This is a genomic window from Methanoregula sp. (assembly GCA_041645435.1).
Classification (GTDB): Archaea; Halobacteriota; Methanomicrobia; order Methanomicrobiales; family Methanospirillaceae; genus Methanoregula.
Genome location: JBAZQB010000007.1, coordinates 1 through 13,749, shown reverse-complemented (window position 1 = coordinate 13,749; position 13,749 = coordinate 1). Strand labels below are relative to the sequence as shown.

The window sequence follows — 13,749 nt, the reverse complement described above, 5'->3', positions numbered from 1 at the left end:
TACCGGGGATATTGATGATGTGATACGGTCCGGGACACCGCCGCAGTTCGAGAGGCAGCATAATGGGAGATGATTTGACATCAGTATCTGCCCGGCGATCGGGACACATGGGAAGATCAACCTGCGTACCCTCGAGTTGAAGCTCGTGTCCCTGCTGGTGCAGCAGGAGTGGGGCACCATCGAGCGGCTTCCGGAGCAAGGCACGGTCTTTTATATAATCCTTGAAGAACAGCCGGCAATTGCCCTCCATGCAATCTCTCCCGTGAACTGATACCGGCAATTCCGGTAACTGAATAGATCGGAGCAGGGTGTGATGTTTTCAAACCTTCTGTTACCGGTGCCTCCCTCTTTTGGAGCTATCCGGATGTATCTGGGGATAGTCTGAAACCCATGCCGAGTCATGACGCGGGGCTGACGGGTCCGGATGGGGTGTCTTTTCGTAACCGGAGGCTCTCCTTGTGCTCCCGCAGCTGCTGTTCGATCCGGGCAAAATTCAGTGCAATCTCTATGGCCATCTCGATCTGCATCTCGTTATAGGGTTTGAAGATGAAGCCAAATGGATCGGTTTTCTTTGCCCGGTCGACAATAGACCGGGTGGCATAAGCCGTGGCATAGATGACCGGAATACTCCACCGGGACCGGATCTCTGAAGCAGCCGTGATACCGTCCATCTCCCCGTTCAGGTTGATGTCCATCAGCACGAGATTGGGGTGATGTTCACCGGCGAGACGTATTGCGCCTGTCCCCGAATTTACTATTCCGACAACTTCATACCCGGACCCGGTCAGTATCTCCCGCAGGTCATCGGCCACCAGCAGTTCGTCCTCAACAACAAGGATCCGTGCTTTTTCTGCCATTAATTATTTTCTCCTGATTTGTCAGATTCGGCTTTACGTGGCATTGCAAGGGTTACGGTCAGTCCGCTCTGCCCGCTTGAATAATCCAACCTCCCTCCAACCTGGTCTGCAAGGATCCTGACAAGTCCGAATCCGATCGTATCACTGTCAGCAGGATTGATCCCTGCCGGAAGCCCCCTCCCATCATCACTCATGGACAGAAGGATATAACCGTCATTTTTTTCGGATATGGTGAGAGATATCGTCCCGCTCCGGCCATCGGGAAACGCGTGCCGCAAGGAATTACTTATAAGTTCGCTGGTAATAAGCGCAAGCGGCAGGGCAAGGTCGACACCAAGTTCCCTGATGTTGATCCGGATATCGATGTCTACGTATTGGACCGTGTTGCCGCAGGTGCTTTTGAGGAAGCTGACAATGGCCGTGATCACGTTCTGGAGATTGACACGGCTGATGTCCTCGGAATAATAGATCTTCTCAAACGTGGCTGCGATGGCATTCAGCCGTATCTGGGTATCGAGAAGCACGGACCGGACCTGTCCGTTACTTTCCCGGCGGATTCCCGTCCTCATCATGCTGACTGCCATCTGGAGGATATTTCCGACCCGGTGGTGGAGTTCACGCAGGAGGATCTCTTTTTCTTTCTGGAGACGTGTGAGTTTCTTCTCCCGTGCATTGCGTTCCGTCACGTCCCGGAAGCTCCCGAGGATGTACTTTTTGTCGTTGAGGAAGAACGGGGATGAGTTGATGTCTGCATAAAAGATTGTGCCGTCCTTCCGCAGCACCGGAATGTCGGAAGAAAGGTCAATCTCCCCACGACTCTGTCTTTCGAATTCCCCAATGACATATGGCAGGTCTGCCGGGCGATGAATATCGGGAATAGAGAGGCTGAGGAGTTCTTCTTCAGAATAGCCGGTCAGTTTTGTGATGGCGGCATTTGCCATGACGAACCGGTGTGTTTCCGGGTCTGCAATGAGTATGCCGTCGCGTGCCGCATCGAAGACGGCGTGGAATTTCTTCTCGGATTCACGGATTGCCTCTTTGGCCAGTTTGCTCTTTGTGATGTCCCGGACCGTTGCCTGGAGGAATGTCTTTCCGGCAAGTTCTATACGGGAGAGGAGCACGGTCGCGGGAAAGTCTTTGCCATTGAGCCGCTTGTGGGTCCACTCAAAGAAACGGGTGCCGTCCTGCATGGCAGATTCGATCATCTCCATGGCTTTTTCCCAGGATTCACGGCCATCAGGCTGAAACTCCGGCGAGAAGTCCCCCGGCCCGTGGGAGGTGAATTCAGCCTCGTCCTGTGCCATGAACATCTGCACTGTAGCCGGGTTGCCGGAGGTAAACTTCCACAAGGGGGGTTCAAGGGTCATGATGGCATCGCGGGAGGATTCAAAGATCGTCCGGTACCGCAGTTCAGATTCGCGGAGGGCACGTTCCACCTGTTTGCGATCGGTGATGTCAAAAAATGTCTCGATCAGAACCGGGCGGCCGCCAGACACTTCCTCGATTACCGTTTTGATGATCGGGATCCGGCCACCGGCTGCTGTCAGCAGTACCCGCTCGGAATTGTCGACGGTCTGGCCGAAATCCGATATGGGGCATTTTCCGGCTTCGGCCGGGCAGACAAACTGGTGGCATACCTTTCCGGTAATCTCATATTCGGGGGCGCCGATGAGCACGACGGCTTTCCGGTTGGCTTTGATGATGGTATGGTCCGCCGCATCGATGACCAGCACGCCGGCCGGAAGATGATCGAGGAGTTTTTTCAGCCTGTCCTCATTTTCCCTCAATGCATCTTCAGCCTTCTTTTGCTCCGTGATATCGCCGGAATTTGCAATGATGACCTGCCCGTATCCCGGCATGGCGGCAGATATCGCCCCGGACTGCACCCATCGCCACGACCCGTTGCGGTGACGGATCCGGAACACCGGGGACACGAGGCTTCCGGGATGTCCATGGGCAAAGGTGATGCTCTCCCGGACCATGACCCGGTCGTCCGGGTGGAGGATCTCCATCAGATCCTTTCCATCGAGTTCTTCGGAACGGTACCCCAGGATTTTTGTTAATGACGGGCTGTTGTAGAGAAGGATTCCTTCCGGTGAAAGAACCGTGATGATATCGATCGAGTTCATGATCAGGAGCCGGAACTTCTCTTCTTCTGCTTTCAGCTGCTCCTCTGCCTGTTTGCGATCCGTGACATCACTCCAGCTGCCGATAATCTCGCGGGGGGTCTTGTCCTTGTTGCGGATAAGGCGGAGGGTATCCTGGATCCACCGCCACGTCCCGTTCTTGTGCCTGAACCGGTATTCAAGAACCACCTGGTCCTTTTCTGTCAGGTGTGACATGCCCTCAGCTACGAATGAAGCATCGTCCGGATGTACATTGCGCTGCCAGAAGTCCGGATCGCCGGTAAAATCAGAGGGTACGTAGCCAAGGTTTTCGGTGATATTATCGCTGACGAAGGTTGCTGCATAATTCCCCGACGCACGGCAGGTATACAGGGTAACCGGGCTGGAAGTGACCAGGTAACGCAACCGCCTTGCGCTCTCTACCCGGTCCTCCTCCATCCGGTCACGTTCCCGGGTAAGGGAACCCATCCGGACAAGAACCCCATACGCGACCAGCGCAACGGCAATGCAGATAACCAGGATCAGACCGAAATGTATCACTCCGTCATGAAGAATGTTTGTGACATCCAGCCAGTCTTCCACCATCTCGAATCCGATAAGGATTACTGCTGTTGTAAGGAAAACAGCAGGGATGATCAGGAGATCTTTCTTTTTCCATGCAGTCCTAGTCGTTGTCATTTCGTGGTTTTTCCAAGTGGGTTCGTTCCGGTTTTTTGAGGGAACATAAATGAGTACTTCGTGCCCGCAGTCCGGTCGATGGTAACTGTCCCATCCAGCTGGTCGGTCAGCGTATTTATCAGACGGAGCCCGAGCGTGGCCTGGTTCTCCAGCGTGATGTACTCCGGCAGACCGATACCATTGTCAGCTACGACAAATTGCAGGGACGCGGAATCCATGGCAGCACAGATACTGAGTTTCCCGTCTTTCTTGTTCGCGAATGCATATTTCAGGCAGTTTGTGATCAGTTCGTTGCTGATGAGACCGAGGGGAATGGCAGTATTGAGGTCTACGGAAATTTTCGGGATGTCCAGATCAAACGTAATCCCCCGGTTTGAAGCCTCATACGTCTGGAAGAGCCCGGTTCCCAGGGCACGGATATAATTCCCGAGGTCAATCTGGGCCAGGCTCTCGCCCCGGTAGAGGTGTTCGTGGACAAGCGCCATGGTCCGCACCCGGCTCTGGCTGTCTTTCAAGGTTTCGATCATACCTGGATCATCCATTGTCCGGATCTGGAGATTGAGGATGCTCGTGATGATCTGGAGATTGTTCTTGACCCGGTGATGGACCTCTTTGAGGAGCGTCTCCTTCTCAGCAAGCGAGGTTTCGATTTGCGCAGTCATCTTTTTGCGCTCGGTGATGTCAAGGAGCGCCACGCCCAACCCGAGAAAACCGCCATCCGGCAGTGTAACCGGATAGACGCTCTCCAGCCAGTAGCCCGTGGTGCCGGGAGATGTATGGGACTCTCCCTGGATCTCGATGTTGCTGACCGGAACTTTCATGTCGCGGACCTGCTCGAAGACCGGTCGTACAGTGCCCCAGATCTCCGGGACCATCTCTTCAAATCTCCGACCAAGGTGATCCACAACCGGTATTCCATTCATCTCCGCGAGATGCTGGTTGATGTACTGGTACCGGAAATCCTGATCAAGGAATGCAAAACCCATCGGGGCGTTCTCGTAGAGCGACTTGAACAGGGCAAGCGACTCTTCGTTTTTTATCCGGGCCTCTTCGGCAGCCTTTTCCGCCCGTTTCCTTTCGGTGATGGCCCGAAGCACGACCATCACAGCGGGACGGCCCTGGAACAGGATCCCGGTGCCGGTGCTTTGCACATCCACGATGGTGCCATCGAGACGCAGGGCCCGTACATCCCGGACCGGCGTGGTGTGCCCCTCCCCCTCCACGGCACGGATCCGGGACGCGATAAGATCCCGGTCCTCCGCGGGGATCAGGTCAAGCACCTTTTTCCCGATAATCTCATCCGGAGCAGTGGCCCCAAAGAGCCTGAGGCCTGCCGGGTTCATGTACACGTAGACCCCGTCCTGGTGGACCGCGATGGTATCCGGTGAGAAGTCCACGAGATGCCGGTACCGCTCCTCGCTCTCCGCCAGCTGCCGGTCCCGCTCTTCAAGGATCTCGAATTGACGGCGCAGTTCTTCTTCGGAACTTATGAGTTCCTCGTTCACCCTCTGGAGCTCGGCTGTCCGCTCCTCCACTTTCCGCTCAAGGTCCCGGTTGAGGGTTCTAATCTCCTCATCTTTTTGAGAGAGAGCTGCATACTGCTGCCGGATCTCTGCTTCGGAGGCAACAATCATGTCATAGGAATCGGCAATCGTCTTTTCCGCCGCCTTGCGCTCCGATATGTCCTTGATATGGGTGATGAAGAACTTCGGTTTTCCTGTATCATCGCGGAGCAGCACCGAGCTTACGGCTGCCCAGATGATGTGGCCGTCATGGTGGAGGTAGCGCTTGTCGAACCGGATCACGTTCTGCTTCCCGCTGACGGCCCGATCAACCTGCTGGTCGTTTGATGCGATATCATGGGGGTGGGTGATGTCACGGAAGGTCTTTTGTAAGAGTTCTTCTTCAGAATACCCGAGCATGGAACAGAGGGTTTCGTTCGCGTCGAGAATGCGGCCGTCCGTGGCAGTCAGCGTCATACCGACACCGGCATGTTCGAATGCCTGACGGAACTGCTCCTCGCTCTCCCGGATGCGGGACTCCTGTTCTGCAAGCGCCGTGTACTGCCCCCGGAGTTCCTCCTCCGCGGCAGCGAGCTGCTCGTTGGATGCCTGCAACTGTTCATTGGCACTACGAAGAGATTCGGATGTACGCCCGAGTTCCGCGGTCCGTTCCTGCACCTTTGTTTCGAGCCCCTCGTTTGCGGCAAGGAGTTCTGCCTCAAGGCGTTTCCGCGCGGTCAAATCCCGGAGGATCGCGGTACGGACCAGTCTCCCCTCCTGCCAGCGCCGGGAGATGGTCAGTTCGACCGGCAGGAGTGTCCCGTCTTTCCGTTTGCAGGAAATCTCCATGGATCCGGAAACAGGGACGGACAGGTCCCCCTGAGAAAGTTCCTCTTTGCTCTTTTCAATGACCGTGATGAACCGGGTGTCGATTGCCAGATCCGGAAACGACGACCCGATCGCGTAATCCCGCGTATACCCTAACATCCGTTCGGCCGCCGCGTTCCAAAGGAGGATACGGTTTTCTTCATCGAACGTAACGATGGGATCATTTGCCATCTCTACCAGTTGCCGGTAATTCTGTTCTGCATCGACAAAGAAATTCGCAAGAATTATATCGAGAGGCAGGCATTTTTCCTTTGATTCCCTCCGGGCAAGCAGGACTGCATAGAGGGCTACAACAAAACCGAGATACTGGACGGAGCGTCCCCCCCATCCGATAAGGCTCCCAACGGGGGAGGGGATCAGGACTGCCAGAAGCCCGATTGAGATCAGCGCGAGCGAGATCGAGTACCAGAAGAAAAAATCCGATCGTCCCCTGCGATACGTGACCATGACCAGCACAGATGCCAATCCAAAGAACGCGACCGTGTTTTCAAGGATGACCTGCCGGAGTGCGGTAGGGCCGACACCCTGGACAAAGAAAAGGGGGATCTGTTCCTGAATGGCTGCAAGGCTGAAGAGTGCCACGAATACCAGGATGCCGGTATATGCTGCTGCAACGATCCGTTTGTCCCCTCTGCCGTTCCAGCGTACCGGGCCCGGCAGATTAAGGATGGCCCCGGCAAGGATAAGGATCGAACCGATGCAGGCGCAGGTATTATAGATCGTGACTGCCAAGTTCGGACCCCCGCTTGTGGGAAGGGCCCAACCGGTCACGATGGAGCCGAGGCCAAAGACGAGTAAGCCGGATCCCATCATGAAGATGCTGACCGAACCATTTCTCGTATAGACCCGGCCCGCGAGATGGGCGATGATGAGGGAGATTACCCCGATAAACCCGGTATTTAATACTAAAAGCAGGAAGGGAAGGTCATAGACCGTTGCCGGATTCGCTGCGGCAAGAAGTGCGATAATACCAAGGGAGAGCGGGATAAGCAAAAGGCCCAGAATTTTCCCGATTTTCCCGTTCAGCCACCCGAGTTGTGCATGCGGAACCAGATTGTCCGGAGGTAACCCTGTTGTATCCAAACCTACTCCCCCACCACCAGCATAATCTAGACAGCGTGCCTGAGGATCCTGCTCTTTTACGGGTCCGGCGGAACAGGGTGTGGGGAAACCGGAGGTCAATAGGATTCCGAAGTCAGATCGGGATCTGTTTGTGGGTTAATGAAATATTACTCTACTCTGCACGCATCTATTTCAAATCGCCAGTAATAATCCAAGGGATGATTTTATATAAATAATTTTTCAAGAAAAAAGGGGGATTTTTTTATTTTTTTGCCAACGGTTTCCCTGAAAAATGGTGAAATATGATGGCAGCCTTTTGTTTTTCCCAAATTCTCTTAAAAAAAATTAACAGCACCTGAATGACACATCATCATTCCCCGGGGATTTGAGAAATATATCAAAGAACCGGATACATTCACCTCGATCTTCAATCTCTCCACGTTAAATTCTCATATTTCGAAGCACCGTTGGGTGTTTCTTCTTCAAGGTCCTGTCAGATTTTCCAGGAACTGCTTCCGCGCTTCGATGTAAATGTTCGTTGAATGGTATTTCGACAAGCTGGTTTTAATTCCCGGTAATTTTTCCCAGGGCTTCTGCGGCTTTTTCCCCGTGTTATTTCATCCTCATCGTTCAATGCATGTTTGAGCGCATCCGTGGCGTCACTGATTTTATCTCCCCTCGCGCCCATGCAGCCCCGTGCCGGACCCAGGGATGGGGGTCTGACCCCTCTTTTTTTTTGTGTCGTAGACCTTCGAAAATGGGGGTAAATCCCCTCAGGGAAAATAAGCTCAAATCGGGCTCTGTTTCCTCTTTTTTGCAAATTGACCTCTCCAGAAAACCCCGGAAAATCCTCCATTTCACTTCCTGTGGAAAATATGCTTAAATCTTGCTCTATTGGCCAAAATTCGGCTGAAATCCACCTCATACAATGGCCATTCCTGGTGTTCCGGCAGCCCCGGATTTTGCGACCTATTTCACTCTGTCCGGTACTGAGAATCGCCAATACAACGGTGGATATGAAGGTCATATTTTTCGGGAAATATTCCGGGAAGGGAGGGAAAATGGACGAAGATGAGGTCATACAGGGACCGTAACTATCTCTTCCCGGAGTTTCTGGATAACCTCCAGATGATTGTTCGCTTCCCTCTTTTTCTCTTTCGTTATGACTGCCAGGATTTCCTTGAACGAAATTGCCAGGGAATACTTTTTCATGGGACGTGCTTTCCACACGGAAGGGATTTCACAGGATGTGACCCAGTGCCGCTCGATAAGATATTTCATGGCTATGCTTACTGCGGGCTGTTGCATGGTGGTCCCGCGCTCAATTTCCCGGGACGTTGCTTCGTGTGTACGTGCAAGAAACACGAGCGTTGATGCAATATTTCTCCCGGTGCCAATTTTTATGAGCAGATTGACAATCTCCTCTTCCCTGTCCGAAAATAATATTATTCTCTCTTCCCGCATCTTCATCACCGCTTCTGATTTTCAATTTATCTATTATTATATGTTTAAAAACATTTATGCTTGAATCCCAGAGCGGGAACATTACTCGTTCCACCGCGGCGATTTCGAGCATTGTAACCGGCCTGCTAAAAAATATCGCAATGATGAGGAATAGCGAAATGAGCGATAATATACCGGTAAATTTTTCTGTATCAAAACCAATTGGGTGACATCTGGTTCAATAAATGCTATAAAGAATTATTGTTTTATATAACCATTACAATGAACTGGGATCTCTACCAGAAGGCACAAATTGAGGTAACGATCGCATCGAAAACAATCACGGCATTTTCTCTTGCGGTGATGGAAAGATCCAAACCTGGTACGAGCGATAAACGTCCTTTTCCAAAGACTTGCACCGGATCAATCCCCGGCTATAATCCGGCTCATGGATGGCAGCACCGGCCGATGAGCAGCCACATGCCGGTTTTCTCTTCTTTGCCCGCCCGGGTCTTCGTTTCCTGCCCGCATTAACCGGTTGCCGGTTCTCTCTCATGGCGGGCAGGCATTTGAATTACCTGTCACACCAGGTCCGGATATTTTCACCGGCGCTCGCCATGGGTCAGACCGGCACAATCGGAATAATGATTCGCACAATACCGATACGAGTCGGGATCTGACCGCGTGTCGTTGGAGCGCAGTTGAATGCATACCTGAAGAAGATGGTCAAAATGTCAAATACATCTGTACGATTCGAGAGATACAACGATACCCCGGTTACCCCGTATGAATTGAACGAAAAAATTCACGAAGAACCTCTGAACGTTATAGCGCTGTCAATTGAAACTCTCTTGACTGCAACTGGAGTACCCGCATCATGACGAGCCGTCGTTGTGCACTTATGGAAGACGTGGCTCGTGAACAGTTGCAGCTTCACGGTTATTCTGTCCGCATCCTCCCGCCCGGTTTTCTTAAACTGGAACCCCCGGCTCATCTGATCGCAACCCTGCCTTCCGGTGAGATGCGTCTCATCCGGCTCTGGAAAATTACCAACCAGCCCTCCACAATTATCGATATTGAGCGGAAATACCGGGTCTCGATCCGGCTGTTCCGCAGGCACATGTCCGGGCATGTGCCGGCATCAGAACGCCATTATGAAATCTGGATCTATACCATCTCGTACGGGTTCCGGTGTTTTGAGGTACTGGAACACTACATCCGTGAGATTCCGAAATTCCCGACAAACGATCCGACCGTGACGGTGCCGGGTGGCGTGGCATGATCGCCGAACGTGTCATCGATGCCGCACAAGACCGGGCCCTGGAGATTCTTGTGTACCGGGGCTATGAACCGGTCCAGCCGGTGGAGAACAGTTTCCTCTCGCAATACATAGCACTCCATCTGCTTGGGATGCGGGGCGATTACGAGGCGCTCGCCATCAAATGCCGGGAGGCGCACGGGGCAGTGAGCGTTTCTTCCGTGAAGTCGCTCTGTGCGTTCGAGATCTGCCAGTTCCGGTCCTTACTCACGATGGCGCCGGGAACGGTTTTCATCCGCTGCGAGATCTGGGTCCTTTCACCGAATGGATCTGTCCACTGTTTCGAAGTGCTGCCAGCGGAAATTAACGAGGTGGCGATCTATGCTTCCTGAAGACGGGACGCCGGGTGTTTCTATTGAGAAGATTGAGGGAATTCCGCTCTATCTTATTCCGAAAACCATAGCGGAAGAGATCCGGAAGAAGCGCGAGTCGGTCTTCCAGATCAATGTTGAACGGAAAATGCATCACTGCTACAGCATCAAGGTCGAGACATTCGACGAGCATGCAGTCCGGCAGAATCTGGATACGCAAGCCCTGGAAAAAGGCGATCCGGATGAATAATCCGGTATCGGGGGTGACGTGTGGATGCCAATCTCCGTGATGCACTTACCCGGCTCGCCGAGCCCGGGCAGGTCATCGAAGTCCGGGCGCTCACCGATCAGTACACCCACAGCGGGTACTTTAACGATCCCGCCGCGCTCGTGCGGGCAGTTGAGCCGCTCGATACCGATCCATCCGTTCACGGTATTTACGTTACGCTCAATGTCGTGAACCCGGCCCTGCTCTCACGCCGGGCGAACCGGATCAAGGTGCACCTTGGCAAGAAGGACAGCACAACGAGCGATGCGGATATCCTTTGCCGCCGCTGGCTTCCCATCGACATAGACCCGCTGCGTCCGAGCGGCGTTTCGAGTACTGATGAAGAGCACGGGCTTGCTCTTGCGAAAGCGGAAGAGATTGCCCAGTGGATGGCCGGGCTCGGCTTCCCGGAACCAATCCACGCGGACAGCGGGAACGGGGCCCATCTGCTCTATCGCATTGACCTGCCAAATGATGACCGCGCAACCGCACTTATCAGGGAGTGCCTCGCAACCCTCGATGCGCTCTTCTCCGATGACCGGGTGACCGTGGATACCGCGAACTTCAACGCAGCCCGCATCTGGAAACTCTACGGCACGATCTCCCGGAAGGGCGACTCAACACCGGATCGTCCGCACCGGAGAAGCCGGATTCTCGCGGCCCCGGAGGAGCTGAATGGTGCGACAGTTGAACAGCTCCGCGATCTCGCTGGCAGGCTTCCCACCGAACAGCATGCCCTGCCAGTCCCGACCGGTGTAAAGAACAAAGGATTTGATCTGCGTCACTGGCTCGCGGAACACAGGATCGGTGTCCGGTCCGAAAAACCGTACAGTGGCGGCACGCTTTTTGTCCTTGACCAGTGCCCGTTCTCATCGGGCCATAAGGACGGGGCGTTTCTGATCCAGTTCGGAAACGGCGCGGTCTTTGCCGGGTGCAAACATACGTCCTGTGGCGGCGGAACGCAGCGGTGGCAGGAACTCCGCGAGCGGATTGAACCGGACCGGATGGCGAAGAGGAAGGACTGGGAGCAGAAACAAAAGACCTGGCGGAAGGACCGGGCAAAGGCCAGAGCGGATGACCCGGGACCGGCAAAAAACCGCCCGGACCCGACAGCGGAACCATCCGATCCGGACGTAGCGACAATCCCGCCCACCGATCCGGTAAATCACGATACCCGGGCCGCAGCGCTCGATGTGCTGGAGCACGGCGACCCGGTGGCGCTGATGCTCAAAACCTTTGCCGGGGAACATGTCGGGGATGAGATCCTTGCCCGGTGCATGATCCTCTCGATGGCATCGCAGGCGGTCAAGAACTCGGACGGGCTCCATGTCTCGGTGACCGGTGACTCCGGCAAAGGCAAGTCCCATGCCTTCAAGAAGATGATGCGCCAGGTGCCGGACCGGTACAAGGTAAAAGGCACGGTGAGCAACAAGGCGCTCTACTACATGAAAGACCTCCGGCCCCGGACGGTCCTGATGAGCGACGATATCGATCTCTCGGACGGGCTCCAGGAGATCCTGAAGTCCGCGACCTCCAACTTCCACGAACCGATCACGCACACGACCGTGACAAAGGATCTGAACTCCCGGGTCTGCACGATTCCCGAGCGGTGCGTCTGGTGGATTGCGAAGAAGGAAGGAACCGGTGACGATCAGGTGATGAACCGGATGCTTACCTGCTGGATTGATGAATCCGCTGCGCAGGATGCCCGGGTGCTTGCGGCAAAGCAGGCCCGGGTGCTTGCGGCAAAGCAGGCCCGGGAGATGCTCGACCCGGATTCATTCGTTGAGGAATCTGACGATCTGAAAACATGCAGGGCCATCTGGGAGATCCTGCACGGACAATTGATCTGGGTCATTATTCCCTTCTCGAAACGGATACGGTTCAATGCGATCTGCAACCGGCGCAATCCCGACATGCTTTACGACCTGATCAAGAGCAATGCCGTTCTTTACTACCAGCAGCGCCGGCGGAAGACCGGCAGTGACGGGACGCTCTGCGTGTATGCGGATGAGACCGATTTTGCTGCCGCTGCCGAAGTCTTCACGCTCCTGAACGGTACGGCCGGCGGGCAGGAATCCAAGATGACGAAAAAGGAGTCCGACCTGCTCGCGATTATCGAGAAATCAAAACTCTGGGAATTTACCATACAGGATCTCCAGCAGTACACCGGCGAATCCTACATGGGAATCTACCGGATGATCAAAGGCTACGATAGTCGGGGGAAGAATTACACGGGACTCCTGGAGAAATGCCCCGCCCTCTCGTTCACCGACCGTACCGTGAGCGTGAATGACGATGACGGGGTAACGATTCGCCGGAGGACCGAGGCGTTCATTTGGAACCGTGAGATTTACCGGCACTGGTCGAACGGAGGGGCCTGCTGGCTCGACCGCGATCCGGACAATGGCGATGACGCTGGTGGTGCCGGGTCATTTACAGCATTACAGCACGTTTACAGCAGTTTTACAGCATCTGCTGTAAATGAAAACGGGGCTTCTTCTGCGCCCGGTTCCTGCAACGAGAATGATTCTGATAATAATTCTGTACAACAGGAACTTTATTTACAGCAAAACCGGAATTATGGAGGAAACGAAAATGCCGGAAAAAGTTCTGATCCGTGTCTCCATAATTTCCAATCTGCTGTAAATGAAAACCGATCTTCACCCAGAGCTGCACAAAATGAGAATCCGGCTTCTTCTCACAACCCGATGGTTTACAGCACGTGCTGTAAACGTGCAGAAATAAGCCCGGATCCGGATCCCCCTGCTGTAAACAAGGGTCCGCCCCGGTCTATCAAAGCCAGCGATTACAAAAAACTTGATCTTCCGGAGCCGAACACTCCGTGTTACGTCTGCGGGAAGAACGGATCACGGTATAATGAAAAATATACCAAAGAGCGTAGGTCACGGCCTAAGGATCAGCAGAGGGCCCGGAGGATTTGTAAGGAATGTTATGTGAAGGCGGTTGTAGCGGAGCAGGCGGCTTCGGTTTCCATTATCGGGCACGGGGGATGTTTTCCGGTATGAGCGAGGGGTGGGGGTTGTCGGGAAGTGTTCGGTTTGCGGGGTTGCCCGGGCGGAGTGGCTGGATTCGGATTGAGAGTTAGTGAAGGATGAATTGAGGGGCTGAGGCATTTTTTTGCGAATGCTACTCTCACACAAAAAAATTGGGTAGTGTCTCTATATTGCTGTAAAATCCGAAGCCTCAGTATCCAAAGAGATCATCTCGCTCTTCAAAGATAAATACCGGCTACCGGTAATCCATTCTTCATTAATATCGATAAGAATAGACCC

10 protein-coding genes are annotated in these 13,749 nt (G+C 53.9%); 6 read left to right on the top strand and 4 right to left on the bottom strand.

Annotation, left to right across the window (positions count from 1 at the left end):
• Positions 1 to 145: 145 nt before the first annotated feature.
• Positions 146 to 271 carry a hypothetical protein gene (locus WC593_13425; GenBank protein ID MFA4826147.1) on the top strand — a complete coding sequence of 42 codons (126 nt, stop codon included), beginning with the start codon at positions 146 to 148 and terminating at the stop codon, positions 269 to 271.
• Positions 272 to 398: 127 nt separating this feature from the next.
• Here WC593_13425 and WC593_13420 read toward each other — a convergent pair whose 3' ends face one another.
• The 4 genes from WC593_13420 to WC593_13405 form a co-directional block, all read right to left on the bottom strand.
• Complete coding sequence (locus tag WC593_13420) at positions 399 to 857, bottom strand: response regulator (protein ID MFA4826146.1); 459 nt, start codon at positions 855 to 857, stop codon at positions 399 to 401.
• Entirely contained in the window at positions 857 to 3,661 is a 2,805-nt protein-coding gene (locus WC593_13415) for a PAS domain S-box protein (protein MFA4826145.1), read from the bottom strand. Before WC593_13415 ends, WC593_13420 begins: the two co-directional genes overlap by 1 nt.
• Complete coding sequence (locus tag WC593_13410) at positions 3,658 to 7,134, bottom strand: PAS domain S-box protein (GenBank protein ID MFA4826144.1); 3,477 nt, start codon at positions 7,132 to 7,134, stop codon at positions 3,658 to 3,660. Before WC593_13410 ends, WC593_13415 begins: the two co-directional genes overlap by 4 nt.
• 1,056 nt (positions 7,135 to 8,190) lie before the next feature.
• Positions 8,191 to 8,583, bottom strand: coding sequence for an ArsR family transcriptional regulator (locus WC593_13405; GenBank protein ID MFA4826143.1), 393 nt, complete (start codon positions 8,581 to 8,583; stop codon positions 8,191 to 8,193).
• Between the two features lie 425 nt (positions 8,584 to 9,008).
• Here WC593_13405 and WC593_13400 point away from each other — a divergent pair, with 425 nt between their 5' ends.
• From WC593_13400 to WC593_13380, 5 genes are all read left to right on the top strand, one after another.
• Positions 9,009 to 9,236, top strand: coding sequence for a hypothetical protein (locus WC593_13400; protein MFA4826142.1), 228 nt, complete (start codon positions 9,009 to 9,011; stop codon positions 9,234 to 9,236).
• A 197-nt stretch (positions 9,237 to 9,433) separates the two neighbouring features.
• Positions 9,434 to 9,838, top strand: coding sequence for a hypothetical protein (locus tag WC593_13395; GenBank protein MFA4826141.1), 405 nt, complete (start codon positions 9,434 to 9,436; stop codon positions 9,836 to 9,838).
• Positions 9,835 to 10,206, top strand: a complete 372-nt coding sequence (locus tag WC593_13390; protein MFA4826140.1) for a hypothetical protein — start codon at positions 9,835 to 9,837, stop codon at positions 10,204 to 10,206. Before WC593_13395 ends, WC593_13390 begins: the two co-directional genes overlap by 4 nt.
• A complete protein-coding gene (locus tag WC593_13385) occupies positions 10,196 to 10,435 on the top strand; it encodes a hypothetical protein (GenBank protein ID MFA4826139.1) in 240 nt (79 codons plus the stop codon). The genes WC593_13390 and WC593_13385 overlap by 11 nt, the downstream gene beginning before the upstream one ends.
• 20 nt (positions 10,436 to 10,455) lie before the next feature.
• Positions 10,456 to 13,482, top strand: coding sequence for a hypothetical protein (locus tag WC593_13380; GenBank protein MFA4826138.1), 3,027 nt, complete (start codon positions 10,456 to 10,458; stop codon positions 13,480 to 13,482).
• Positions 13,483 to 13,749: the final 267 nt, after the last annotated feature.

What these genes read in the sequence shown, in the direction of transcription:
- WC593_13420 (MFA4826146.1), bottom strand. Translation starts at nt 857, where the DNA reads ATGGCAGAAAAAGCACGGATCCTTGTTGTTGAGGACGAACTGCTGGTG.
- WC593_13415 (MFA4826145.1), bottom strand. Translation starts at nt 3,661, where the DNA reads ATGACAACGACTAGGACTGCATGGAAAAAGAAAGATCTCCTGATCATC.
- WC593_13405 (MFA4826143.1), bottom strand. Translation starts at nt 8,583, where the DNA reads ATGAAGATGCGGGAAGAGAGAATAATATTATTTTCGGACAGGGAAGAG.
- WC593_13400 (MFA4826142.1), top strand. Translation starts at nt 9,009, where the DNA reads ATGGCAGCACCGGCCGATGAGCAGCCACATGCCGGTTTTCTCTTCTTT.
- WC593_13395 (MFA4826141.1), top strand. Translation starts at nt 9,434, where the DNA reads ATGACGAGCCGTCGTTGTGCACTTATGGAAGACGTGGCTCGTGAACAG.
- WC593_13390 (MFA4826140.1), top strand. Translation starts at nt 9,835, where the DNA reads ATGATCGCCGAACGTGTCATCGATGCCGCACAAGACCGGGCCCTGGAG.
- WC593_13385 (MFA4826139.1), top strand. Translation starts at nt 10,196, where the DNA reads ATGCTTCCTGAAGACGGGACGCCGGGTGTTTCTATTGAGAAGATTGAG.